Annotated in this window: 23 protein-coding genes; 14 read left to right on the top strand and 9 right to left on the bottom strand. The window is 71.1% G+C overall.

Going from position 1 to position 24,646, the window contains the following annotated elements:
• Window positions 1-147: 147 nt before the first annotated feature.
• Genes KCH87_RS45670 through KCH87_RS45650 form a run of 5 tightly spaced genes read left to right on the top strand, consistent with a single transcriptional unit; the run spans window position 148 to window position 7,228 of the window.
• On the top strand, window positions 148-1,659 hold the full coding sequence (locus KCH87_RS45670) for an aldehyde dehydrogenase family protein (RefSeq protein WP_210593882.1): 1,512 nt from the start codon (window positions 148-150) through the stop codon (window positions 1,657-1,659).
• Between the two features lie 56 nt (window positions 1,660-1,715).
• The gene (locus tag KCH87_RS45665) at window positions 1,716-3,254 is read left to right on the top strand and encodes a GMC family oxidoreductase (RefSeq protein ID WP_210593881.1); all 1,539 of its coding nucleotides are present in this window, start codon (window positions 1,716-1,718) and stop codon (window positions 3,252-3,254) included.
• Window positions 3,254-4,330: a glycine betaine/L-proline ABC transporter ATP-binding protein gene (locus KCH87_RS45660; protein ID WP_210593880.1), complete on the top strand. Its 1,077-nt coding sequence runs from the start codon at window positions 3,254-3,256 to the stop codon at window positions 4,328-4,330. The genes KCH87_RS45665 and KCH87_RS45660 overlap by 1 nt, the downstream gene beginning before the upstream one ends.
• The gene (locus KCH87_RS45655) at window positions 4,330-6,267 is read left to right on the top strand and encodes a proline/glycine betaine ABC transporter permease (RefSeq protein WP_210593879.1); all 1,938 of its coding nucleotides are present in this window, start codon (window positions 4,330-4,332) and stop codon (window positions 6,265-6,267) included. The genes KCH87_RS45660 and KCH87_RS45655 overlap by 1 nt, the downstream gene beginning before the upstream one ends.
• 1 nt (window position 6,268) lies before the next feature.
• Complete coding sequence (locus tag KCH87_RS45650) at window positions 6,269-7,228, top strand: ABC transporter substrate-binding protein (RefSeq protein ID WP_210593878.1); 960 nt, start codon at window positions 6,269-6,271, stop codon at window positions 7,226-7,228.
• Between the two features lie 515 nt (window positions 7,229-7,743).
• Here the strand turns inward: KCH87_RS45650 and KCH87_RS45645 are convergent.
• Window positions 7,744-8,244, bottom strand: coding sequence for a carboxymuconolactone decarboxylase family protein (locus KCH87_RS45645; protein ID WP_210593877.1), 501 nt, complete (start codon window positions 8,242-8,244; stop codon window positions 7,744-7,746).
• Window positions 8,245-8,291: 47 nt separating this feature from the next.
• Here KCH87_RS45645 and KCH87_RS45640 point away from each other — a divergent pair, with 47 nt between their 5' ends.
• Window positions 8,292-9,677 (top strand): PLP-dependent aminotransferase family protein, encoded by a 1,386-nt coding sequence (locus KCH87_RS45640; protein WP_210593876.1) that lies wholly within the window; start codon window positions 8,292-8,294, stop codon window positions 9,675-9,677.
• Between the two features lie 29 nt (window positions 9,678-9,706).
• Here KCH87_RS45640 and KCH87_RS45635 read toward each other — a convergent pair whose 3' ends face one another.
• The gene (locus KCH87_RS45635; RefSeq protein ID WP_210593896.1) at window positions 9,707-10,591 is read right to left on the bottom strand and encodes a DMT family transporter; all 885 of its coding nucleotides are present in this window, start codon (window positions 10,589-10,591) and stop codon (window positions 9,707-9,709) included.
• A 118-nt stretch (window positions 10,592-10,709) separates the two neighbouring features.
• Here KCH87_RS45635 and KCH87_RS45630 point away from each other — a divergent pair, with 118 nt between their 5' ends.
• Window positions 10,710-11,054, top strand: a complete 345-nt coding sequence (locus KCH87_RS45630; RefSeq protein WP_210593875.1) for a hypothetical protein — start codon at window positions 10,710-10,712, stop codon at window positions 11,052-11,054.
• A 19-nt stretch (window positions 11,055-11,073) separates the two neighbouring features.
• A complete protein-coding gene (locus tag KCH87_RS45625) occupies window positions 11,074-12,258 on the top strand; it encodes a glutathionylspermidine synthase family protein (RefSeq protein WP_210593874.1) in 1,185 nt (394 codons plus the stop codon).
• Window positions 12,259-12,305: 47 nt separating this feature from the next.
• Here KCH87_RS45625 and rocD read toward each other — a convergent pair whose 3' ends face one another.
• A complete protein-coding gene (gene rocD, locus KCH87_RS45620) occupies window positions 12,306-13,511 on the bottom strand; it encodes an ornithine--oxo-acid transaminase (protein WP_210593873.1) in 1,206 nt (401 codons plus the stop codon).
• A gap of 244 nt (window positions 13,512-13,755) precedes the next feature.
• On the opposite strand from rocD, the gene KCH87_RS45615 reads away from it, so the two are divergent.
• Both KCH87_RS45615 and KCH87_RS50340 read left to right on the top strand, forming a co-directional pair.
• A complete protein-coding gene (locus tag KCH87_RS45615; RefSeq protein WP_210593872.1) occupies window positions 13,756-15,207 on the top strand; it encodes a glycine hydroxymethyltransferase in 1,452 nt (483 codons plus the stop codon).
• A 61-nt stretch (window positions 15,208-15,268) separates the two neighbouring features.
• On the top strand, window positions 15,269-15,394 hold the full coding sequence (locus KCH87_RS50340; protein WP_282613083.1) for a hypothetical protein: 126 nt from the start codon (window positions 15,269-15,271) through the stop codon (window positions 15,392-15,394).
• 102 nt (window positions 15,395-15,496) lie between these two features.
• On the opposite strand, the gene KCH87_RS45610 is transcribed toward KCH87_RS50340, so the two are convergent.
• From KCH87_RS45610 to KCH87_RS45595, 4 genes are all read right to left on the bottom strand, one after another.
• Entirely contained in the window at window positions 15,497-16,207 is a 711-nt protein-coding gene (locus KCH87_RS45610) for a hypothetical protein (RefSeq protein ID WP_247197808.1), read from the bottom strand.
• Between the two features lie 94 nt (window positions 16,208-16,301).
• On the bottom strand, window positions 16,302-16,904 hold the full coding sequence (locus KCH87_RS45605) for a hypothetical protein (protein ID WP_308299073.1): 603 nt from the start codon (window positions 16,902-16,904) through the stop codon (window positions 16,302-16,304).
• A gap of 198 nt (window positions 16,905-17,102) precedes the next feature.
• Window positions 17,103-17,978, bottom strand: a complete 876-nt coding sequence (locus tag KCH87_RS45600; protein ID WP_210593870.1) for a hypothetical protein — start codon at window positions 17,976-17,978, stop codon at window positions 17,103-17,105.
• On the bottom strand, window positions 17,965-18,567 hold the full coding sequence (locus KCH87_RS45595; RefSeq protein ID WP_210593869.1) for an RNA polymerase sigma factor: 603 nt from the start codon (window positions 18,565-18,567) through the stop codon (window positions 17,965-17,967). The genes KCH87_RS45600 and KCH87_RS45595 overlap by 14 nt, the downstream gene beginning before the upstream one ends.
• A gap of 100 nt (window positions 18,568-18,667) precedes the next feature.
• On the opposite strand from KCH87_RS45595, the gene trpS reads away from it, so the two are divergent.
• Window positions 18,668-19,681, top strand: a complete 1,014-nt coding sequence (trpS, locus tag KCH87_RS45590; protein ID WP_210593868.1) for a tryptophan--tRNA ligase — start codon at window positions 18,668-18,670, stop codon at window positions 19,679-19,681.
• A gap of 182 nt (window positions 19,682-19,863) precedes the next feature.
• Complete coding sequence (locus KCH87_RS45585; protein WP_210593867.1) at window positions 19,864-20,442, top strand: 2'-5' RNA ligase family protein; 579 nt, start codon at window positions 19,864-19,866, stop codon at window positions 20,440-20,442.
• A gap of 239 nt (window positions 20,443-20,681) precedes the next feature.
• Here KCH87_RS45585 and KCH87_RS45580 read toward each other — a convergent pair whose 3' ends face one another.
• Entirely contained in the window at window positions 20,682-21,437 is a 756-nt protein-coding gene (locus tag KCH87_RS45580; protein WP_210593866.1) for a decaprenylphospho-beta-D-erythro-pentofuranosid-2-ulose 2-reductase, read from the bottom strand.
• Between the two features lie 57 nt (window positions 21,438-21,494).
• Window positions 21,495-22,841 carry an FAD-binding oxidoreductase gene (locus KCH87_RS45575; RefSeq protein ID WP_210593865.1) on the bottom strand — a complete coding sequence of 449 codons (1,347 nt, stop codon included), beginning with the start codon at window positions 22,839-22,841 and terminating at the stop codon, window positions 21,495-21,497.
• A 142-nt stretch (window positions 22,842-22,983) separates the two neighbouring features.
• Between KCH87_RS45575 and KCH87_RS45570 the strand changes: the two genes are divergently transcribed.
• On the top strand, window positions 22,984-23,478 hold the full coding sequence (locus KCH87_RS45570; protein ID WP_247197817.1) for a phosphatase PAP2 family protein: 495 nt from the start codon (window positions 22,984-22,986) through the stop codon (window positions 23,476-23,478).
• Window positions 23,471-24,580: a decaprenyl-phosphate phosphoribosyltransferase gene (locus KCH87_RS45565; RefSeq protein WP_247197807.1), complete on the top strand. Its 1,110-nt coding sequence runs from the start codon at window positions 23,471-23,473 to the stop codon at window positions 24,578-24,580. The genes KCH87_RS45570 and KCH87_RS45565 overlap by 8 nt, the downstream gene beginning before the upstream one ends.
• Window positions 24,581-24,646: the final 66 nt, after the last annotated feature.

The following is a 24,646-nucleotide window of genomic DNA, read 5'->3' as shown; positions in this document are numbered from 1 at the left end:
CATGTGCCCGCATGTTCAGTGACGCGGCCCACTTTCGGCCATCGATTGCGCATGTATCCGGGGGTCGGGGGCATGTGCTCACGGTCCTCGGGAGTGACACATATGTGACTCAGGGGCACTGAACAGGAACGGAAGGCAATACCGATCATGGCAAGGCAGCAGACGCAGCGGACGATCCATGTCGACGGCCAGTGGCTGGAAGCGGTCTCCGGCGCCACGCGCGAGATCCTCGACCCGGCAGACGCCCTGCCCTTCGCCGTGGTCGCGGAGGGCGACGAGAAGGACACCGACCTGGCGGTCGCGGCGGCCCGTCGCGCCTTCGACGAGGGGGACTGGCCGCACACCCCCGTCGCCGAGCGCGCCGCGCTGCTGCGCCGCGTCGCCGACCTCCTCGTCCGCGACCGTGAGCCGCTCGGGCTGCTGGAGAGCCGCGACGCGGGCAAGACGGTCGAAGAGGGCCGGATCGACATCGACTGCGTCGCCGACGCCTTCCGCTACTTCGCCGATCTGGTGGCGGCGGAGGGCACGGGCCGGGTGGTCGACGCGGGCTCGCCCGACATCCACAGCGTCGTCGTGCACGAGCCGGTCGGCGTCTGCGCACTGATCACGCCCTGGAACTACCCGCTCCTCCAAGCCAGTTGGAAGATCGCCCCCGCCCTCGCGGCCGGCAACACCTTCGTCGTCAAGCCGAGCGAGATCACCCCGCTGACGACCATCGCGCTGATCGACCTGCTCACCGAGGCCGGTCTGCCCGCCGGTGTCGCCAACATCGTGACCGGGCCCGGTCATTCGGTCGGTGCCCGGCTCGCCGAGCACCCCGACGTCGACCTCGTCTCCTTCACCGGCGGCCTGATCAGCGGCACGAAGGTCGCGCAGGCCGCCGCCGTGACCGTCAAGAAGGTCGCCCTCGAACTCGGCGGCAAGAACCCCAACGTCGTCTTCGCCGACGCCTGTTCGACCGACGAGGACTTCGACACGGCCGTCGACCAGGCGCTGAACGCCGCGTTCATCCACAGCGGGCAGGTGTGCTCCGCGGGCGCCCGCCTGATCGTCGAGGAGTCGGTCCGCGAGCGCTTCGTCGCCGAACTCGCCCGCCGGGCCTCGAAGATCCGACTCGGACGCGGCACCGAGGACGGCGTGGAGTGCGGACCGCTCGTCTCCGAGCAGCAGCGCGCGAAGACCGAGTCGTACGTCGCCTCGGCGCTGGAGGAGGGGGCGGTGCTCCGATCGGGCGGCCAACGCCCGGAGCCGTCGGCCGAACGCCCCGCCACCGGCTACTTCTACGAGCCGACGGTCCTCGACCAGTGCCACCGCGAGATGAAGGTCGTACGCGAAGAGGTCTTCGGCCCGGTCCTCACCGTCGAGACGTTCCGCACGGAGGACGAGGCGGTCGCCCTCGCCAACGACACCGAGTACGGGCTCGCGGGCGGCGTCTGGACCACCGACGCCGGACGCGCCCGCCGGGTCGCCGCCCGGCTGCGGCACGGCACCGTCTGGATCAACGACTTCCACCCCTACCTCCCGCAGGCGGAGTGGGGCGGCTTCGGCAAGAGCGGGGTGGGCCGCGAGCTCGGTCCCGCCGGACTCGCCGAGTACCGCGAGAGCAAGCACGTCTACCAGAACCTGGCGCCGAAGCCGGTGCGCTGGTTCGCGGGCTGAGCCCCCGTCGTCCGACCCTCCTCCTTTTTGGACCTTTGGACCTTTGGAGTACCCCCATGTCCCCTCTCTCCGAGAATCCCCACGTCTACGACTACGTCGTCATCGGCGGCGGCACCGCGGGCTCCGTCATCGCCTCCCGCCTCACCGAGAACCCGGACGTCACGGTCGCCGTCATCGAGGGCGGCCCCAGCGACGTCGGCCGCGACGACGTGCTGACGCTGCGCCGCTGGATGGGCCTCCTCGGCGGCGAGCTGGACTACGACTACCCGACCACCGAACAGCCCCGCGGCAACTCCCACATCCGGCACAGCCGCGCCCGGGTCCTCGGCGGGTGTTCGAGCCACAACACCCTCATCGCCTTCAAGCCGCTGCCGTCCGACTGGGACGAGTGGGAGGCGGCCGGCGCCCAGGGGTGGGGCGCGGTGCCGATGGAGGCGTACTACGCCCGGCTGCTGAACAACGTCGTCCCGGTCGACGAGAAGGACCGCAACGCCATCGCGCGCGACTTCGTCGACGCCGCCCAGGCCGCACTCGGCGTCCCGCGCGTCGAGGGCTTCAACAAGAAGCCGTTCACCGAGGGCGTCGGCTTCTTCGACCTCGCCTACCACCCGGAGAACAACAAGCGGTCGAGCGCCTCGGTGGCGTATCTGCACCCGGTGATGGACGAGCGCCCGAACCTGACGATCCTGCTGGAGACCTGGGCGTACCGGCTGGAGCTGGAGGGCGCCCGGGCCGAGGGCGTGCGGGTACGCGACAAGGACGGCGCGGAGTTCGTCGTACGAGCCCGCAATGAGGTTCTTCTGTGCGCGGGCGCCGTCGACTCGCCGCGCCTGCTGCTGCACTCGGGCATCGGACCCCGCGCGGATCTGGAAGCGCTCGGCATCCCGGTCGTCCACGATCTGCCCGGCGTCGGTGAGAACCTGCTCGACCACCCCGAGTCGGTGATCGTCTGGGAGACGGACGGCCCCATCCCGGAGAACTCCGCGATGGACTCCGACGCGGGCCTGTTCGTGCGCCGCGACCCCGAACACACGGGCCCGGACCTGATGTTCCACTTCTACCAGATCCCGTTCACGGACAACCCGGAGCGACTGGGCTACGAGCGGCCGGAGTTCGGCGTCTCGATGACCCCGAACATCCCCAAGCCGAAGAGCCGCGGCCGGCTGTACCTGACCAGCGCCGATCCCGCCGAGAAGCCCGCCCTCGACTTCCGCTACTTCACGGACGAGGACGACTACGACGGCCGCACCCTGGTCGACGGCATCCGCATCGCCCGCGAGATCGCCAGGACCGAACCCCTCGCGGGCTGGCTCAAGCGCGAGGTGTGCCCGGGCCCGGAGGTCCTCGGCGACGCGGAACTCGGCGAGTACGCCCGCAAGGTCGCGCACACCGTGTACCACCCTGCCGGGACCTGCCGTATGGGCGCGGCGACCGACGAACAGGCGGTCGTGGACCCGCAGTTGAGGATCCGTGGTCTGGAGGGAATCCGGATCGCCGACGCGTCCGTCTTCCCGTCGATGCCCGCCGTGAACCCGATGATCGGGGTGCTCATGGTCGGGGAGAAGGCCGTCGACCTGATCGGTGGTGACGCGTGATGAGCACGACCCCGAACACGCCCGTCTTCTCCGTCCAGGGCCTGTGGAAGGTCTTCGGCCCGAAGGCGGACCGCGTGCCCGCCGACCCGGAGCTGGCGGCCCTGGACCCCGCCGACCTCCGCAGCCGCACCGGCTGCACGGCCGCCGTCCGGGACGTCTCCTTCGACGTCCGCAAGGGCGAGGTCTTCGTCGTCATGGGCCTGTCCGGTTCCGGCAAGTCCACCCTGGTCCGCTGTCTGACCCGGCTGATCGAACCGACGTCCGGCACGATCGCCATCGACGGCGAGGACGTCCGCGCGATGGACAAGCCCCGGCTGCGTGAACTCCGCCGCCACCGCGCCGCGATGGTCTTCCAGCACTTCGGCCTCCTCCCGCACCGCACGGTCCTCGACAACGTGGCGTACGGCCTGGAGATCCAGGGCGTGGGCAGGGCGGAGCGCCGTGCGCGCGCCGCCGAAGTCGTCGCCAAGGTCGGCCTGGAGGGCATGGAGCAGCGCAGGCCGAGCCAGCTGTCCGGCGGACAGCGGCAGCGGGTGGGCCTGGCCCGGGCGCTGGCGGTGGACCCCGAAGTCCTGCTGTTCGACGAGCCGTTCAGCGCCCTGGACCCCCTGATCCGCCGGGACATGCAGGAGGAGGTCATCCGCCTCCACCGCGAGGAGGGCCGCACGATGGTCTTCATCACCCATGACCTGAGCGAGGCGCTGAAGCTGGGCGACCGCATCGCGCTGATGCGTGACGGGCGTGTGGTGCAGCTGGGAACGCCGGAGGAGATCGTCGGTTCCCCGGCCGACGACTACGTCCGGGAGTTCGTGCGGGACGTTCCGCGCGAACAGGTCATGACGGTACGTACCGCGATGCGGGCCGGAGAGTGCGGCGGCTCCGACCACCCGGGTGCGCTCGCTCCCGAGTCCGTCGTCGCCGACGCGATCAAGGCCGTGGCCGGCAGCGGCGAGGCGGCTTGTGTCGTGGAGGACGGCCGTTGCCTGGGAGTCGTCGACTCCGCGCGGCTGCTCGGTGTGGTCGCGGGTGCGGAGCCGTACGTCACGGACGCGGGGCCGCGCAAGGAGGCCGCTTGATGGCCACGCTCACCGCATCGGCTCCCCGGACGGCCCTCCCCACGGTCCTCCGGAACCGAGCCGCCCAGAAGCTTCTCCTGCTCGCCCTCGCCGCGGCAGTCCTCGTGCCCCTCGCCAACGCCCGCTGGGCGAGCGGCGCCTGGCCCGACGCTCTCACCGTCGACCTGACCGAGCCCCTCACCAGAACCAGCGACTGGATCATCGACAACCGGGACAGCCACCCCCTGTTCCTCTACTTCTTCGGCCACGTCAGCAACGCGGTCGTCGTCTCCGTACGAGCCGTCTACCTGCTCCTGCTGGCCGCCGGCTGGGCCGGCGTCACCGCCGCCGGCGCCCTGATCGCCTGGCGCGTGGCCGGCGTACGCCTCGCCCTGGGCACCGCCGCCGCCTTCCTCACCTGCGGCCTTCTCGGCATGTGGATCCCGACCATGCAGACCCTCGCCCTGATGGTGGCGGCGGTCCTCGCGTCGGTCGCGGTCGGCGCGCTGCTCGGTCTCGCCGCCGGGCTGTCCGACCGTATGGACCGGGTCCTGCGCCCGGTCCTGGACACCATGCAGGTGCTGCCCGCCTTCGCCTACCTCCTCCCCGTCGTCCTGGTCTTCGGCATCGGCGTCCCCGCGGCCGTCCTCGCCACCGTCGTCTACGCCGCCCCGCCGATGGCCCGCCTCACCGCGCTGGGCCTGCGTGGCGCCGACAAGGAGGTGCTGGAGGCGGTCGAGTCGCTCGGCTCCACCGCGCGCCAACGCCTGCTGACCGCCCGTATCCCGCTGGCCCGCAAGGAACTCCTCCTCGGCCTCAACCAGACGATCATGATGGCGCTGTCGATGGCGGTCATCGCGTCGGTGATCGGCGGCGGAGGTCTCGGTGACCGCGTCTACCAGGCGCTGGCCTCGGTCGACGTGGGCGCCGCGCTCGCGGCCGGAATTCCGATCGTGCTGCTCGCGGTCGTCCTGGACCGGGTGACCGGCGCGGCAGGAGAACAGCGCGGGGACGGCCGTAAAGCCCTGTGGGCATACGGGGCCGTAGCAGCCCTCGCCATCGCCCTCGCCGCCCGGCTCGCGGGCCGGGTCGACTGGCCCGACGCCTGGACGGTCGCCATCGCCGACCCGGTCAACCGGGCCGTCGACTGGATGACCGCGCACCTCTATTCCGGCGTCCCCGTCGTCGGCGGCACCGCCGACTGGGCGGCCCACTTCACCACCTGGGTCCTGGACCCGGTCCGCGACGGACTCCAGTGGCTGCCCTGGTGGTCGGTGCTGCTGATCGTCGCCGCACTGGCCTGGCTGATCGGCACCTGGCGCACCGCGCTGACCGCCGTCCTCGCCATGGCCGCGATCGGCGTACTCGGCGTCTGGGACTCCTCGCTCGACACCCTCTCCCAGGTCCTCGCGGCGGTCGCCGTCACCCTCGTCCTCGGCTTCGCGACCGGTATCGCGGCGGCCCGCAGCGACCGGGTCGAGCGTCTGCTCCGTCCCGTCCTGGACGTCTTCCAGACGATGCCGCAGTTCGTATATCTGATCCCCGTCGTCGCGCTGTTCGGCGTGGGCCGCGCGCCGGCCGTCGCCGCGGCCGTCGTCTACGCGCTGCCGGCCGTCGTCCGCATCACCGCCCAGGGCCTGCGCCAGGTCGACCCCGCCGCCCTGGAGTCGGCCCGCTCACTCGGCGCGACCCCCGCCCAGCAGCTCCGCCAGGTCCAACTCCCGCTCGCCCGCCGGGCGTTGCTGCTCGCGCTCAACCAGGGCGTGGTCCTGGTCCTCGCCGTCGTCATCATCGGCGGCCTGGTCGGCGGCGGAGCACTCGGCTACGACGTCGTCTTCGGCCTCGCCCAGGGCGACCTGGCGACCGGCCTGGTCGCGGGCGCCGCGATCGTCTGCCTGGGTCTGATGCTCGACCGGGTGACGCAACCGACCGAACGCCGCGCGAAGAAGGGAGCGTGACATGCGACGTCGTACGACTGCCGTAGTGGTCGGAGTGTCCTCGCTGGCGTTGCTGACCGGCTGTGGCGCCGCCGACATGACCAAGCAGGCGTCACCTTTCGCCAACGCGCAGGGCGCCAAGACCGTGACTCTCTCCGTCCAGTCCTGGGTCGGTGCGCAGGCCAACGTCGCCGTCGCCCAGTACCTGCTCGAACACGAGCTGGGCTACCGCGTCGACACCGTCCAGGTCGACGAGGTCCCGGCCTGGGACGCGCTCAGCCAGGGCCGCGTCGACGCGCTCCTGGAGGACTGGGGGCACCCGGAGCAGGAACAGCGTTACGTCCAGGACAAGAAGACGATCGTGAACGGCGGCGGGCTCGGCGTCACCGGACACATCGGCTGGTACGTCCCGACGTACTTCGCGAAACAGCACCCCGACGTCACGGACTGGAAGAACCTCGACAAGTACGCCGACCAGATGCGCACGGCGGAGAGCGGCGCCAAGGGCCAGCTGATGGACGGCTCCCCGTCCTACGTCACCAACGACAAGGCGCTGGTGAACAACCTGGACCTGAACTACCAGGTCGTGTTCGCCGGTTCGGAGGCCGCCCAGATAACCCAGATCAAACAGTTCGCCAAGGAGAAGAAGCCCTTCCTCACCTACTGGTACGCCCCCCAGTGGCTCTTCAAGAAGGTCCCGATGACCGAGGTGAAGCTCCCGGCGTACAAGGAGGGCTGCGACGCCGACCCGGCGAAGGTCGCCTGCGCCTATCCGCACACCCCGCTCCAGAAGTACCTCAACGCCGACTTCGCCGAGAGCGGCGGCAAGGCGGCCCGGTTCCTGAAGAACTTCAAGTGGACGACCGAGGACCAGAACGAGGTCTCCCTGCTGATCGCCGACCAGAAGCTCAGTCCCGAGGAGGCGGCGAAGAAGTGGGCGGACGGCCACGAGTCGACGTGGCGGGCGTGGCTGACCCGGTAGCGGCACCCCGGGCGCCCTTGTGGAGGGCGCCCGGCGGGTCACAGCCCCAGGCAGCGGCTGACGGTGTGTTCAAGCTCGGCCATCTCGTGCCGGTCGAGATAGTGAACTGGGTCGCCGTGAATGTACGTGACCGCGGTGCCGAACACGGTGGGCCCACATCATTTCCAGTTGTGGACGCACGGCGCCGCCGATGTTCAAGCAGCGGACGATGCCCCGATCACCAGGCGTCCGGTTCGGCCGACAGGTCTTCGTCCGCTAGCCGTTTGACGTCCGCACGCGCCCGAGTCAGCCAGAGTTCTCGGTCCAGGAGGCGAGGCGAAGGGCACGGCGAATGACGTCGTTCGTGCTCTCGCCCTCCTGCGTGGCGGCTTTGATGATCCGCTCGTCCTCTTCGTTCGGGGTGAACCCGGTAGTGCACGGCACATTTCCAAGCTAGCCCAGGACGCCCTGTCCCGAGGGGGGAAACCCGGCGGCCCCATCAACCGACCGACGGATTGAGGACCGCGTCCGCTCCGTCACCCGTGATCCCCCGGCGTGTAGTGCCCCGGCACCATCCGGCAGGTCACGCCGAACCGGTTCCAGGCGTTGATCACCGTGATCGCGGCGATCAGCTGCGCCAGCTCGGCCTCCTCGAAGTGCTTGGCGGCCGTCTCGTACACCTCGTCCACCACGAATCCGTCGGTCAGGACGGTCACGGCCTCCGTCAGCTCCAGCGCCGCCGCCTCCTTCTCCGTGTAGAAGTGCCGCGACTCCTCCCAGGCGCTCAGCTGGATGATCCGCTCGACGCTCTCGCCGGCCGCGAGCGCGTCCTTGCTGTGCATGTCGAGGCAGAGCGCGCAGCGGTTGAGCTGCGACGCACGGACCTTCACCAGCTCCAGGAGCTTTGCGTCGAGGCCTTTCCGGGCGGCCGCGTCGAGGCGGACCATCGCCTTGTAGACCTCGGGGACGTGCTGGGTCCAGTTCAGTCGGGGGGTGTGCTCAGGGGCGTGGTCCACGGTGGTGTCGCTGTTCGTCATGGATTCGACCCTAGGAGCCAGGCAGCCCAGGAGTATGGTCCATTTCCATGGCGGAATCATGGGCCACTCTGGGCGTCGACCTGCATCTGGAACCGACCGGCTCCGGCCTGCGCCGAGGCCTGACCGACGCCCTGCGCGAAGCGGTCCGCACCGGCCGCCTCGCCCCCGGCACCCGGCTGCCCTCCTCCCGCACCCTCGCCGCCGACCTGGGCATCGCCCGCAACACGGTCGCCGACGCCTACGCCGACCTCGTCGCCGAGGGCTGGCTCACCGCCCGCCAGGGTTCGGGCACGAGAGTGGGGGACCGTACGGTCGTCCCGCCGCCGGGCGCCGCACCCCACCGCCGGGAGCATCACCGCCCCACGTACGACCTCACCCCCGGCACCCCCGACCTCGCCTCCTTCCCGCGCACCGAGTGGCTCAAGGCAGCCCGCCGCGCACTCACCGCCGCCCCGAACTCCGCCCTCGGCTACGGCGACCCCCGCGGCCGCCCCGAACTGCGCACCGCACTCGCCGGCTACCTCTCCCGCGCCCGGGGCGTACGAGCCGACCCCGAACGCATCGTCGTCTGCGCCGGTTTCAAGCAGGCCCTGGACATCCTGGGCAGAATCCTGCGGGCGGGCGGAGCACGGACGGTCGCCGTCGAGTCGTACGGCCTCGACGTGCACTGGAACCGCCTGACCTCGGCCGGGCTGCACACGGAGCCGCTGCCCTTCGACGAACTCGGCACGGACACCGGGCAGTTGAAGGACGAGGCTGCCGTCCTGCTCACCCCCGCCCACCAGTTCCCGATGGGCGTGCCCCTCCACCCCGACCGCCGCTCGGCCGTCGTCGAGTGGGCGCGGCGCACCGGCGGACTGGTCCTGGAGGACGACTACGACGGCGAGTTCCGCTACGACCGCCAGCCCGTCGGCGCCCTCCAGGGCCTCGACCCCGACCGTGTCGTCCACCTCGGCACCGCCAGCAAGTCCCTCGCCCCCGGCCTGCGGCTGGCCTGGGCTGTGCTGCCACCCGCGCTCGCGGAGGAGGCCGCGGCGGCCAAGGGCGACGTGGACACCTGCGGGGTGCTGGACCAGCTGACGCTGGCCGAGTTCATCACCTCCGGGGCCTACGACCGCCATGTACGCGCCGCCCGGCTGCGCTACCGGCGCCGTCGGGACGCCCTGGTCGCGGCCCTCGCCGAACACGCCCCCGACGTCCACGCCACCGGCATCGCGGCAGGCCTGCACGCCGTCCTGCGCCTCCCGCCCGGCACCGAGAAGACGGTGGTCCAGGCGGCCAACTGGCAGGGCCTCGCCCTGCACGGACTGTCCTTCTTCCGTCACCGCGCGGCCGGCATCGAACCCCTGGACGCCCTGGTCGTGGGGTACGGAACGCCGCCGGACCACGCGTGGGCGGGGGCGCTCGACGCGTTGTGCAGGGTGCTGCCGTAGGGGGCCGCCAGTACAGGGCAGGGAGCGCCTCAGTCCCCTGGCCTTCGGGAAGCGCTCGGCGATTTCCCGAGGCCGGCCGACGGAGGCGCCTCCTCCGCCACCTCCTCTGCCACCTCCCCGAACCGCGCCAGCGCCAACGCCCCCGCCACGGCCACCAGGAACCCCAGCACGGCGAGCCACGCCAGCCCCTCCCGCGTACGGTCGCCCAGCCACACCACACCCACCAGCGCGGGCCCGATGGTCTCCCCGATCACCATCCCGGCGGTGGCGGTGGTCACCGACCCCCGCTGGAGGGCCGAGGTCAGCGACAGGAACGCGGCGCCGCCGCCCAGCAGCAGCGCGTACGTCGCCGGATCGGCCAGCAGATCCGAGGGCGCGAGCGAGTCGATCAGCCGCACCGCCACCTCGACGACCCCGAACCCGAACCCGGCCCCCAGACCGAGCAGCAACGCCCGCCCCCGCTCCGGCAGCCGGCCGCCACTCAGCCCGAGCAGCAGTACCGCTACGGCCGTGGCGAGCATCGCGTACTCCAACGCCGCCGGCCCGCCCCGGTCGCCCTCCGTCCCCGACGAGACCCCCAGCATCGCGAGCCCGGCACACACCACGCCCACCGCGCCCCACTCGCTCCCGCTCAGCCGTACGTGCAGCAGCCGCGCGGCGACCACCGCCGTCACGGCGAGGCTCGACGCCAGCGCCGCGCCGACCGCGTAGATCGGGATCGACCGCAGTGCGGCGACCTGGAACACGAACCCCAGCCCGTCCAGCGCCAGCCCGGCCAGATACCGCCACTGCCGGACCGCCCGCAGGAACAGTGCGGCCTCCCCGCCCCGGCCGGTGTCCGCCGTCCGCGTCGCCATCGCCTGCAACACCGTCGCCGTACCGAAGCAGACCGCGGCACCAAGGGCGCATAACATTCCAAAGAGCACAAAGCGACTGTAGGGGAGGAGGTGAGAGGAGGCCTGGCTGCGTGGACGCTCTTACCGATCTCTAAGCTGACCGCCGAAGATCACGAACCAACGGGGAGACACGAACATGGCGGACGCACGCCGACAACTGCGCTCGGGCACGGTCGTGCTCGGCGGCATGGGACTGCTCGCCGCGGCCCTCACCTCCTGCTCCTCCGACCCGGACAAGCGCTGCGTGGACCGCGACAGCTACAACCTCGGCAAGGGCTACACCGTCGTCGGCGACAAGAACTGCAAGTCGGCCACGACCGTCAACGGCGCCTACTACTACGGCGGCAAGAAGAAGGGCGACCGGGTCACCGGCGGCTCCTTCACCAAGCCCGGCAAGGGATCCGGCAGTTCGGGAAGCGGCGGCAGCGGAGTCGACCGGGGCGGCTTCGGCAGCGGCGACAAGGGCAGCTCCGGCGGCTGAACGGGAACGTACGACAGCCATGGAACGCCGCACCATCGAACCCCGCCCCGGCTGGCAGCAGACAGTCGAGGAACAGGGACTCATCTACCCCCTGACCCGCCATCCCGACGACTCACTGCGCCCCTACTGGGACGAGAGCGCCTACTACGTCTTCTCGCTCCCGGAGGTGGAGGCACTGGAGGAGGTCGTCGAGGAACTGCACGGCATGTGCCTGGCAGCGGCCGAGCACATCGTCGCCGCCGGCCGCTTCGCCGACCTCGGCATCACCGACCCACGCATCGTCGAGGTAGTCGCCGAGGCCTGGCACCGCCGCACCGAACTCCCTTCCGTCTACGGCCGTTTCGACCTCCGCTACGACGGCACCGGCCCGGCGAAGCTGCTGGAGTACAACGCCGACACCCCCACCTCCCTGGTGGAGGCGGCCTCGCCCCAGTGGTTCTGGATGGCGGAACGCTTCCCAGGCGCCGACCAGTGGAACTCCCTCCACGAACGCCTCATCGACGCCTGGAAGAAGCAGTCCGCGCTCCTCCCGCCCGGCGGCCCGCTCTACTTCGCGCACTCCTCGGCCGACGAACTCGGTGAGGACCTCATGACCGTCGCCTATCTCAAGGAGACGGCGGAACAGGCGGGCCTGGACACCTCCTGGATCTCCATGGAGGAGATCGGCTGGGACCACCTCTCCGGCCGCTTCGTCGACAACCAACTCCGCTTCATCCGCAGCTGCTTCAAGCTCTACCCCTGGGAATGGCTCACCACCGACAGCTTCGCCGACCACGTCCTCGACACCCTCGACAACGGCGGCGGCACCGGCAGCACCCTGTGGATCGAACCGGCCTGGAAGATGCTGCTCAGCAACAAGGCACTGCTGGCCATCCTCTGGGAGCTGTACCCGGGCCACCCGAACCTGTTGCCCGCCCACCTCGACGGGCCACGCGAACTGGCCACGACCACGGGCTACGTCGCCAAGCCCCTCCTCGGCCGTGAGGGCGCCGGCGTGACCATCCACGAGCCCGGCACCGATCCCGTCGTACGGGAAGAGCCCTGCTGCTACCAGGAGTTGGCGCCGCTCCCCGACTTCGACGGCAACCGGGTCGTCCTCGGCGCCTGGGTCGTCGAGAACGAGTCGGCGGGCCTCGGCATCCGGGAGTCGTCGGGACTGGTGACGGACGAGTACGCGCGCTTTCTGCCGCACGTGATCCTGTGACGGCCTGACGGGGGCGGCCGCCCGGCCGCTCACGAGGGGTGTGTGCCCTACGACTCCAGGACACCCCGCAGCTGTGCGAGCCCCCAGTCCAGGTCCTCCTTCCCGATCACCAGCGGCGGCGCGATCCGGATCGTCGTCCCATGGGTGTCCTTCACCAGCACACCCCGGTCCATCAGCTTTTCGGACACCTCCCGCCCCGTCCCGTACGCCCGGGCGATGTCGACACCCGCCCACAGCCCGCGCCCCCGCACCTCCGTCACCCGTCCCGTGCCGAGCAGCGCCGCCAGTTCCCGCTGGAGATGGTCGCCCAGCTCCGTGGCCCGCGCCTGGAACTCGCCCGTCCGCAGCATCGCGAGCACCTCCAGCGCCACCGCACAGGCCAGCGGATTCCCGCCGAACGTCGACCCGTGCTCCCCGGGCCGGAACACCCCCAGCACCTCGGCACTGGACACGACCGCCGACACCGGGACGACACCACCGCCGAGGGCCTTCCCCAGCACATACATATCGGGCACCACCCCCTCGTGCTCGCACGCGAAGGTACGTCCGGTCCGCCCCAGCCCCGACTGGATCTCGTCGGCGATGAAGAGGACGTTCCGCTCCCGCGCCAGCTCCCGCACCGCCGGCAGATAACCCGGCGGCGGCACGATCACCCCCGACTCGCCCTGGATCGGCTCCAACAGCACCGCCACCGTGTTCTCGGTCATCGCATCCCGCATCGCCGTCAGATCCCCGTACGGCACGATCGCGAAGCCCGGCGTGTACGGCCCGAAGTCCGCGCGCGCCTCGGGATCCGTGGAGAAGCTGATGATCGTCGTCGTACGGCCGTGGAAGTTGCCGCCCGCGACCACGATCTTCGCCATCTCCGCCGGCACGCCCTTGGTCCGGTACCCCCACTTCCGGGCCGTCTTCACGGCCGTCTCCACCGCTTCCGTGCCCGTGTTCATCGGCAGCACCATCTCCATGCCGCACAGTTCGGCCAGCTCCGTGCAGAACGCGGCGAACCGGTCGTGATGAAACGCCCGCGACGTCAGCGTCACCCGCTCCAACTGCGCCTTCGCCGCATCGATCAGCCTCCGGTTGCGGTGACCGAAGTTGAGCGCCGAATACCCGGCCAGCAGATCCAGATACCGCCGCCCCTCGACATCCGTCATCCACGCCCCGTCCGCCGTCGCCATGACGACCGGCAGCGGGTGGTAGTTGTGCGCGCTGTGGGCGTCGGCGGCTTCGATGAGGCTTTCCGTAACGGTCACGGCAACTCCCGAACATGAGGCGGACCCCCTTCCTATCGTCGCTCGGATGCCGGACGCGGGAGCCAAGCCGACTCATGCGCCCGGTAGGCTGATCGCGGGCCGTGACTGGCGTGCTGGGATGGGACCGACCATCGGGGAGCGGCCCTCTCGGGCCTGACCCCTGGGCCTGACGAGCGAGTGCCGTGCGCCTGGGCCGAACCGTGAACCGTGACCACTTCAGCCACGCCGCCCGGAGGCCGACCACATGTCAGAGCAGCAGCCCCTCTCCACCGAGTCCACCGCCTTCCGCGCCGCCCTCGACGTGATCCGCGCCGTCGAGCCGCGCGTCGCCGACGCCATCGGCCAGGAGGTGCACGACCAGCGCGAGATGCTCAAGCTGATCGCCTCCGAGAACTACGCCTCCCCGGCCACCCTGCTCGCCATGGGCAACTGGTTCAGCGACAAGTACGCCGAGGGCACCATCGGCCGCCGCTTCTACGCCGGCTGCCGCAACGTCGACACCGTCGAGGCCCTCGCCGCCGAGCACGCCCGCGAGCTCTTCGGCGCCCGCCACGCCTACGTCCAGCCGCACTCCGGTATCGACGCCAACCTCGTCGCCTTCTGGTCCGTCCTCGCCGCCCGCGTCGAGGCCCCCGCCCTGGAGAAGGCCGGCGTCCGCCAGGTCAACGACCTCTCCGAGGCCGACTGGGCCGAGCTCCGCCAGGCCTTCGGCAACCAGCGCATGCTCGGCATGTCCCTGGACGCCGGCGGCCACCTCACCCACGGCTTCCGCCCGAACATCTCCGGCAAGATGTTCGACCAGCGCTCCTACGGCACCGACCCGGCCACCGGCCTGATCGACTACGAGGCGCTGCGGGTGTCTGCCCGCGAGTTCAAGCCGCTGATCATCGTCGCCGGCTACTCCGCCTACCCCCGTCTCGTGAACTTCCGGATCATGCGCGAGATCGCCGACGAGGTCGGGGCGACCCTGATGGTGGACATGGCCCACTTCGCGGGCCTGGTGGCCGGCAAGGTCCTCACCGGTGACTTCGACCCGGTCCCGCACGCCCAGATCGTCACCACCACCACCCACAAGTCCCTCCGCGGCCCCCGCGGCGGCATGGTCCTGTGCGACGACTCCCTCAAGGACCAGGTCGACCGCGGCTGCCCGATGGTCCTCGGCGGCCCGCTCCCGCACGTCATGGCCGCCAAGGCCGTCGCCCTCGCCGAGGCCCGTCAGCCCTCCTTCCAGGACTACGCCCAGCGCATCGTCGACAACTCCCGAGCCCTTGCCGAAGGCCTGATGCGCCGAGGCGCGACCCTGGTGACCGGCGGCACCGACAACCACCTCAACCTGATCGACGTCGGCTCCTCCTACGGCCTCACTGGCCGCCAGGCCGAGGCCGCCCTTCTCGACTCCGGCATCGTCACCAACCGCAACGCCATCCCGGCCGACCCCAACGGCGCCTGGTACACCTCCGGTATCCGCATCGGCACCCCCGCTCTGACCACCCGTGGCCTGGGCACCGCCGAGATGGACGAGGTCGCCGGCCTCATCGACCGCGTCCTCACCACCACGGAACCCGGCACCACCAAGTCGGGCGCCCCCTCCAAGGCAGCTCACGTCCTCGACCCCAAGGTCGCGGAAGAGATCTCCCACCGCGCCACCGACCTCGTGGCCGGCTTCCCGCTGTACCCGGAGATCGACCTGGGCTGACGCCCCGACCGACGTCCACAGCCGAGGCCACGGACGGGACGGGTCCCCTGGATCGGCGTCCATGGCCGAAGCCGCGGACCTGTCTCGTCGATCGGCGTCCGTGGCCGAGCTCACCGACGGGACCGGTCTCCTCGACCAGCACCGGTGGCCGAAGCCGCGCACCCGTCTCGTCGATCGGCGCCCGTGACCGAGCCCACCCACGGGACCGGTCCCCTCGACCGGCGTCCATGGCCAAAGCCCCGGACCCGTCTCCTCGATCGGCCTCCCCCCGGAGGCCGATCGACCGGGCTCAAAGATCGATCAGCTCCTGTCGTGGCCCGTCCCGCGGCGGCCCGGCCTCGTGCCCGGCCGCCGCGCGGCGTATCAGCAGCGTGCCGCCGACACCGGTCACGAACCCGACGGCCAGCCCCGGCAGAGCCCACCAGACATCGCCCGACCCCTGTACGGGCGTGTCACCAGCCCTGCCCGCGCCGTCCTCTGCCGAACCCGTATCCAAGGCCGCCCCGTCGTCGACCGTGCCGAGCAGCCCCGTCCGGTTCAGGTCCGCGAAGACCGAGCGTGGCGCCCGGTGCCAGCGGATGTCGTCGTCCTGCACGTCCGGCGCCGGATCCGAGCGGACCCAGGGAGTGCCGTCCCCGGCCAGGAACAGCTGGTCCTGCCGTTGCAAGGCCACATCACCGCCCGGCGGCCGGTTGGACTGCGGCCAGCCGCCGATCCCCGTCATCCCCCAGACCACGATGATCCGCACCGGCGGATACCGGCCGTCCTCGAACCATGCGTCCGGCACCCGCTCAGTCCCGATGTAGGTGGGCTGAAGCAGTTGCCAGAGATCGGCGAACTCCCGCTCGCCGGAGCGCAGCACCGTGGTCCGGCCCGTGCCGCTCACCGTCACGATCGCCAGGTCGGGGATGTCCCCGCCCGGTCCCGGTGCGGCCACGGCGGGCGCGGTGAACAGAGCCAGCGCCATCGGCACCGGTGCCAGCGCGGCGAGTCGCCTCATCGCGCGTCTGCGACGGTGTGGCATTCGTCCCCCTCCCGATCTCACAGCTGTCCCCCTCTCCTGAGCTACCGATCTCCCGGCTGATTCACCGACCTCAGATGTCGCGCAGCTCCTGCCGTGGACCTGGCTCCCCGCGCAGCTGCGGCAGGGGCAGCATCCGCGAGGCGAACGGTCGCAGTACCAGCGCCAGCACGGCTCCCGCCGCCGCGCCCGGGAGCGCCCACCACCACTCGGTGTCATCGGTCGAGCCCGTGGCGGTTGCCCGGGTTGTGGTGGCCGCGTCGTCCGTGCCCGCAGCGGCCTCGGTCGACTCGTCGGGTATCGGGGCGACGCCGACGGATCCCTGGTCCGCGGCCTTGCCGATCACGCCCACCCTTGTGAGCAGGGCACGCAGCTGCGTCGGCTGCTGAGGCCTGTGCCACTGGTCGCTTCCTTCGGGAGGCGTGCCCACTGCCGTGTTGATCAATATGTCCCCGGCGTTGCCCACCAGCACGGTGTCCTGCCGCCAGGGCGTCACGTCGTGGATCATCCATGTGATGTTGACCTGGTCGCCCGAGCCGGCGGCGAGCTCACGAGCCTGCGCGTCTGCGTCGGGACCGCTGCCCGACTGATCGAGCAGTTTCTGCAGTCGGCCGTACTCCGGAGATATGGCGTAGAGCCCCACGGCCTGCTGGGTGGTCGGCGAGACCACGAGCACGCTCGTCGGTCCCCCGGCAGACGCGGGCGGTGCCCACAGCAGCGTCGGAGCCAGGACGGCGCCCAACATCCCTGCTGTAGCGATTAGTTGACGAATCCTCACCATGGAGTCCCCCAGCGGTCCAGTGCGGCTCGTCCGCGAGCCGCGTGTCACTTCTGGTACACCGCCCGACCCGCCGGGGTTCCCATCTCTCCCGCACTATTCCCAGGATTTCTCGAGCGACTTCGCGATCTCCACCGCCCGCTCCTTCGACGTGATCCCCTCCAGCCGCAGCGTCACGTCCTCGCCGTGCGTCCGGTGCATCCACAGCAGCGTCGGACCGGCCGTCCGCTCCTTGCGCGTGTAGCGGTCGCCGTCCTCGTCCACCAGCCAGAAGCTCAGCAGATGCGGCCGCGGGAACCACAGGGCCCAGTCCGACGGGCCGCCGCTCAGCTGGAGCCACTCCGGCTGTTCGCGCACGGCCTTGGCGAAGGCGACGTCCAGGCGGGCCGGGTACTCGTCCAGCCGGATCGTGCGCCCGTCCTCCCGCCGGCACAGCGTCACCAGGAACCGCCCCTGCGGCTCGTCCGTCACCGCCACCGCGTCCGGGGTGCCGAACGCGTCCGGCACCAGCGGCGCGAACCCGGTTCGCCGCTCCGCCTCCCCGAGCGACACCGACGTCCCGCAGCCGGGCACCTCGGCGCCGGGAGAAGGCACCGCCGACGGGTCGTACCGCACCTCGATCCCGCCGAAGCTGAACCAGTCGTAGACCGCGGCCCGCACCGGAGGCGTGAGCATCAGCACCGTCAGCAGACCGCACAGGGCCGCGGTCAGCGAACGCCACCGCACCCGCGTCCACCGCCGGGCCGCCCGCAGCCGCTCACCGGCGCCCGGCGGCTCGGCCACCGGCACGGGCGCGTGCTCGGTCAGTATCTGCTGGAGCACCCGCTCGACCATCGTCTCGGAACCGTCGGCCCCGGGCCGGTCCAGCGACCGCCCCAGCGCGCGCAGCTCCTCCGGCAGCCGTGCGCCGTCGCCGCGTCGCCGACCGCCGTCCCGGTCGTCGTACGCATCCCGTCCGTCACTCATGCTCATCACCTCCTTCCCGAGGCTGGAAATCCGGCAGCAGTCTGCCCAGCTTCCGCAGTGCGCGGTTGAGCCGGGACTTCACCGTGCCCCGGGGCCAGCCCAGGGCCTGGGCCGTCTCCGACTCGTCCATCTCCAGCAGATAGCGGTAGGTGACGACCAGGCGGTGCTCCTCGCTCAGCTGCTCCAGGGCGGCCTGTAGCGCCACCCGGCGCTCTATCTCCAGGGCGGCGACCGCGGGGTCCGCCGATTCCGGTATCAGCGGCTCCGCCTCCACGAACGACGCCTCACGGCCGGCCAGCGTGCGCTGGCGCGCCGCCGTCCGCACCGTGTTCCTCGTCTCATTGGCGACGATCGACAGCAGCCAGGGCTTGAACGCCGCGTCGTCCCTGAACCGTCCCAGCGCGCAGTACGCCTTCACGAAGGCCTGCTGCACCACGTCTTCCGCGTCCGCACCCGCCCCGAGCGCCGCAGCCGCACGCAGCGCGATGCCTGTATGGGCCCGCACCAGCTCCGCATACGCCTCCGGCTCTCCGGCGCGTACGCGTGCGATCACCGCGGCCTCATCGACGATGCGGCCCCCCTCCCGCGTCCTCACAGTCTTGTTACACCGCCGGGGCCGGATCGGTTCCCATCTGTTCCCGGCCAGTTCTCAGCCAGTTCCTGATCGCCCCCGGGGACCTGAGAGAATGGTGAACATGGCCTCAGACCGTCCTCGCGTGCTCTCCGGAATCCAGCCCACCGCAGGCTCGTTCCACCTCGGCAACTACCTCGGCGCCGTCCGCCAGTGGGTGGCCCTTCAGGAGACCCACGACGCGTTCTACATGGTCGTCGACCTGCACGCGATCACGGTTCCGCAGGACCCGAAGGAGCTGCGTTCCAACACCCGCCTCGCCGCGGCCCAGCTCCTCGCCGCCGGGCTCGACCCGGAGCGCTGCACGCTGTTCGTCCAGAGCCATGTCCCCGAGCACGCCCAGCTCGCCTGGGTCATGAACTGCCTCACCGGCTTCGGTGAGGCGTCCCGCATGACCCAGTTCAAGGACAAGTCCGCCAAGCAGGGCGCCGACCGCGCCAGCGTCGGCCTTTTCACGTACCCGGTCCTCCAGGTCGCGGACATCCTGCTCTACCAGGCGAACGAGGTCCCGGTCGGCGAGGATCAGCGCCAGCACATCGAGCTGACCCGCGACCTCGCCGAGCGCTTCAACGGCCGCTTCGGCGAGACGTTCACGATCCCGAAGCCGTACATCCTCAAGGAGACGGCGAAGATCTACGACCTCCAGGACCCGTCGATCAAGATGAGCAAGTCGGCATCGACCCCGAAGGGGTTGATCAATCTGCTCGACGAGCCCAAGGCCACCGCCAAGAAGGTCAAGAGCGCGGTCACCGACACGGACACGGTCATCCGCTACGACACCGAGAACAAGCCGGGCGTCAGCAACCTGCTCACCATCTACTCGACCCTCACCGGAGCCGGTATCGCGGAACTGGAGCAGAAGTACGAGGGGAAGGGCTACGGTGCGCTCAAGACGGACCTCGCCGAGGCCATGGTCGAGTTCGTGACGCCGTTCCGCGAGCGCACCCAGCAGTATCTGGACGACCCGGAGACGCTCGACTCGATCCTGGCCAAGGGCGCGGAGAAGGCGCGCGTCATCGCCGCGGAGACTCTCTCCCAGGCGTACGACAAGGTGGGCTTCCTGCCCGCCAAGCACTAGCCCGCACCACGGCACCGCCGCAGGCACGAGAGCCGTACCACCGCACAGCGCTGCACATCACTACGGTTGCGCCTGCCCGCAGCACAGCAGTGGCCGTACAGTCGATAGCCGGATGGCCGCACCAGCGGTCACCCCTGTTCACCGGACGAACCAGCAGAACCGACAGGACGACAGGAGACGACGTGGGGACCGTAACGATCGGTGTGTCGATCGCGGTCCCGGAGCCTCACGGCAGCCTGCTCCAGGAGCGGCGCGCGGGCTTCGGCGACGCCGCTGCGCACGGCATCCCCACGCATGTCACCCTGCTGCCGCCGACAGAGGTCGACGACAGCGAGCTGCCCGCGATCGAGGCGCACCTCGTCGAGGTCGCCGCGGCCGCGCGCCCCTTCCCGATGCAGCTGTCCGGCACGGGCACCTTCCGCCCCCTGTCCCCGGTCGTGTTCGTCCAGGTCGTCGAGGGCGCCTCGGCCTGCACCTGGCTACAGAAGCAGGTCCGTGACGCCTCCGGTCCGATGGCACGCGAACTGCAGTTCCCGTACCACCCGCATGTCACGGTGGCGCACGGCATCGACGACGAGGCGATGGACCGCGCCTTCGAGGCACTCGCCGACTACGCCGCCGCATGGCCCTGCACCGGCTTCGCGCTCTACGAACAGGGTGCCGACGGGGTGTGGCGCAAGCTGCGCGAGTTCGCCTTCGGGGGCGCGGTGGTGCCGTCGCAGCCGGGCCACGTGAAGCGCGGCTCCCTGCCGGCTCGCTAGGGCCTGTCCGGCGGGTCATGCCGCAGACGCGGGGCCTGGCACGCCGGTCTGCGGCGTTGTCGTCGGTTGCCGACTCCCCCGCTCGGCTGCGCTCGCGTGGGGGACCCCCATCGCGTCGACGCCCTCCTCCGCCTTGCAGCTCGACGCACCGGGCCCCGCTCACCTGCGCCGATGAGGCATCGGCGTGTTCCCGCGACCTGATCTGCCGGACAGGCTCCTATGGCCCGGTCCCCGCGGTCCTAGATCGGCAGCCGCCGGAACACCGCCCGTGGCGCATGCCGCAGCGCCGACATCACCAGCCGCAGCGCCCCCGGCACCCACACCGTCTCCGAGCGCCGCCTGAGGCCCAGCTCGATCGCCGTCGCGACCGCCTCCGGAGTCGTGGCCAGCGGTGTCTCCTCCAGCCCGGCGGTCATCTTCGACCGTACGAACCCGGGGCGTACGACCATGACGTGCGCGCCCGTGCCGTGCAGCGCGTCGCCCAGGCCCTGGGCGAAGGCGTCGAGGCCCGCCTTGCTGGAGCCGTAGATGAAGTTGGCGCGACGGGCGCGCTCCCCGGCGACCGAGGAGAGCACGACCAGGGAGCCGTGGCCCTGGGTCTGCAACGCGCGCGCGGAGACCAGCGCCGACGACACCGCGCCTGTGTAGTTGGTCTGCGCGACCCGTACCGCGGCGGCCGGCTCACGCTCGTCGTGCGCCTGGTCGCCGAGGATCCCGAAGGCGAGCAGCACCATGTCGATGTCGCCCTCGGCGAAGACCTTGCCGAGCACCGTCTCGTGGGAGTCGGGGTCGAGCGCGTCGAAGGGGACGGTGTGCACGTCGGCCCCCAGGGCGCGCAGTTCGGCGGCGGCCCCGTCCAGCGTGGGTGTCGGGCGGCCCGCCAGCCACACCGTGCGGGTGCGGCGGGCGATCAGACGGCGTGCGGTGGCCAGCGCGATCTCGGACGTACCGCCGAGGACGAGCAGGGACTGGGGGATGCCGAAGGCGTCCTTCACGACAGCTCCTAGGGATGGGTCGACTCTCACGGACACTCAGGGGGCTCTTACGGACTCTCAGAGACCGAGCCGGCGCGACAGGTCCGACACGAACACCCCGCGCGGGTCCAGCTCCGCACGCAGGGCGCGGAACTCGTCCAGCCGGGGGTACATCGAGGCCAGCAGTTCCGGGCGCAGCCGGGAGTCCTTGGCCAGGTAGACGCGCCCGCCCGCCGCGGCGACCTCCCCGTCCAGTTCGTCGAGAAGGGCGCCGAGGCCGGGCAGTCCGGCCGGGATGTCCAGGGCCAGCGTCCAGCCGGGCAGGGGGAAGGAGAGCCAGCCCGGGTCGGCGTCCCCGAAGCGCTTGAGGACGGCGAGGAACGACGGGCACCGGTGCTCGGAGATGCGCCGCACGATCCGGCGCAGGGCGTCCTCCTGGCCGTATCCGACGACGAACTGGTACTGCACGAAGCCGCTACGGCCGTAGACGCGGTTCCAGTGGGGGACGCCGTCGAGGGGGTGGAAGAAGGTGGCGATCTTCTGTAGCTCGCCGGTACGCGCGCGTGGCGCCTTTCGGTACCAGAGCTCGTTGAAGAGGCTCACGGTGGTGCGGCTGAGCAGCCTCTCCGGGAGGGCGGGCGCGGCCGGCAGCTGGGTGGGGCGGAAGGCCAAGGGAGCTCTACGCGCGCGTGCCGGCAGCATGTCGAGCGGTGCGTGGTCGCCGCGGGTCAGCACCGCGCGGCCTGTCGCCGCTCCGCGTGCCAGGAGGTCGATCCAGGCGACCGAGTAGCGGTAGAGGTGGTCGGTGGCGGTCAGACGGGCCATCAAGTCGTCGAGGTCCGTGGCACGTTCGGTGTCGACCGACATGAGCGAGGTCCGTACCGGCTGGAGCTGGACCGTCGCGGTCAGGATCACGCCGGTCAGGCCCATGCCGCCCGCGGTCGCGTCGAAGAGGGGCGTGCCGCGGCCGACGGTGCGGATCTCGCCGTCGGCGGTGAGGAGTTCCAGCGACAGGACGTGCCGGGAGAACGAGCCGGACACGTGGTGGTTCTTGCCGTGGATGTCGGCACCGATCGCGCCGCCGACCGTCACATAGCGGGTGCCGGGCGTGACGGGGACGAACCAGCCGAGCGGCAGGAGGACTTCCATCAGACGGTGCAGCGAGACACCGGCGTCGCACAGGACGGTGCCGCCGTCCGCGTCGATCGCGTGGATGCGGTCCAGGCCCGTCATGTCGAACACCGCCCCGCCGGCGTTCTGCGCCGCGTCCCCGTACGCCCGTCCGAGACCCCTCGGGATGCCGCCGCGGGCCCCGCAGCCCCGGACGGCCGCCGCGGCCTCCTGGTACGTCCGTGGGCGGATCAGACGGGCGGCGGTGGGAGCGGTGCGGCCCCATCCCGTGACGGAAACGGTGTCGGCAGACATACGGTGACCGTATCGCCCGTGTATGTCTGCCTTTTTTGTAACATTCCGTCACTCCCCGAAATGGGTGATTAATGGGATGTCGCTCAATATTGTCGGAGTTTCGGCCATGGTGACGTGAACAGTGAGTCCAGTGGACGACACCATGGACCACCGAATCCTTTCTGCATTCCACGCCTACGGTGCGGACCCGCGCGTCGCGGTCGCCGCGCATGCCCTGTCCCGGGCGGGTGAGCACGGCGCACTGTGGATCGCGGCGGGTTTCGCGGGGGCGGCCGTGGACGGCGCGCGGCGCGGCGCCTGGTTGCGGGGAACAGCGCTCACCGCAGGCGCGCACCTGGCCAGCATGGGCGTGAAGCGCGTCGTACGCCGGGCGCGCCCCACGCATCTCGCACCCCGCGTGCGCACCGCCGGCCGCCACTCCTTCCCGAGCTCCCACGCCACCTCGGCCGCCGCGGCCGCCGTCGCCTACGGCGCCCTCGGCGCCCCGCTCGTCCCCCCGCTCGCTGTCGCCATGTGCCTCTCCCGCCTGGTCGTCGGCGCGCACTACCCCTCAGACGTGGCGGCGGGCGCCGCCCTCGGGGCGCTCACGGCGCGTATCGGAGCGCGCTGGATGCGAGGGGGCGGCCCGCATGACTGAGACGGCGCCTCTGACGAACACCGCGCACGCCACCGGTACGGCGTGCGCAATCAACAGCGCGCCGCTCACCGACAACACACGCCCGACAAACGGCGCGTACCCCGCCGGCAGCGCACCGCCCACCGAAAGCACCCCCCGCACAGACGGTGCCCGCCCCGCAGGCAGCGCGCGGCCCCTCAGAGCCGGCGCACGCCCCACCGACCCACCCCTCCAGGGGCAACGCACCCTCCTCGGCGGCCTCCTCACGACCGCACGCCCCAGACAGTGGGTCAAGAACGTCCTGGTCGTCGCCGCCCCTGCCGCCGCCGGCCAGCTGCTCGCGCCCGGCGCACTCACCCGAATCGCGCTGGTCTTCGCGCTGTTCACGGCCTGCGCCGCCGCCGTCTACCTGATCAACGACGCGCGCGACGCGGAGGCCGACCGCGCCCACCCCACCAAGTGCCACCGCCCGGTCGCCGCCGGCCAGGTCTCCGTAGCGGTCGCGTACGCCGTCGGCGGCGTCCTCGCCGTCCTCGCGCCGGCCGCGGCGGCCTGGCTGACCACGCCCGCCGTAGCGGCGCTGCTGACGGCCTACGTCGGCATGCAACTGGCGTACTGCATCAGCCTCAAGCACGTCCTGGTCGTGGATCTCGTCGTCGTCACGACCGGGTTCCTGATGCGGGCGGTGGTCGGAGGGCTCGCGCTCGGTATCCCGCTGTCGCGCTGGTTTCTGATCACCACGGGGTTCGGCGCCCTGTTCATGGTGTCGGCCAAGCGCTACTCCGAGGCCGTCCAGCTGGCCGGGAAAGCGGGCGCCACGCGCGCGTTGCTCAGCGAGTACACCACCGGTTACCTGCGTTTCGTGTGGCAACTGGCGGCCGGGGTCGCGGTCCTCGGCTACTGCCTGTGGGCCCTGGAGGAGGGCGGTGTCCCGCACACCAGCGTGCTCCCGTGGCGGCAGCTGTCCATGATCGCCTTCATCGTGGCGATCCTCAGATACGCCGTCTTCGCCGACCGCGGCACCGCGGGCGAACCCGAGGAGGTCGTCCTGCGCGACCGAGCCCTAACCCTCATCGCCCTCGCATGGCTGACGATGTACGCCTTGGCGGTGGCCAATTGGTAGACGCGCCCGCAGGAAGCGCCCCGAAGGGGCGCGGGGAACTGCGCGACCAGCCACAACCGACCCGCA

It is taken from the genome of Streptomyces sp. GESEQ-35 (genome assembly GCF_017948485.1).
Classification (GTDB): Bacteria; Actinomycetota; Actinomycetes; order Streptomycetales; family Streptomycetaceae; genus Streptomyces.
Note: the sequence above shows the minus strand (reverse complement) of the source record. Positions and strands in the feature narration are given on the sequence as shown.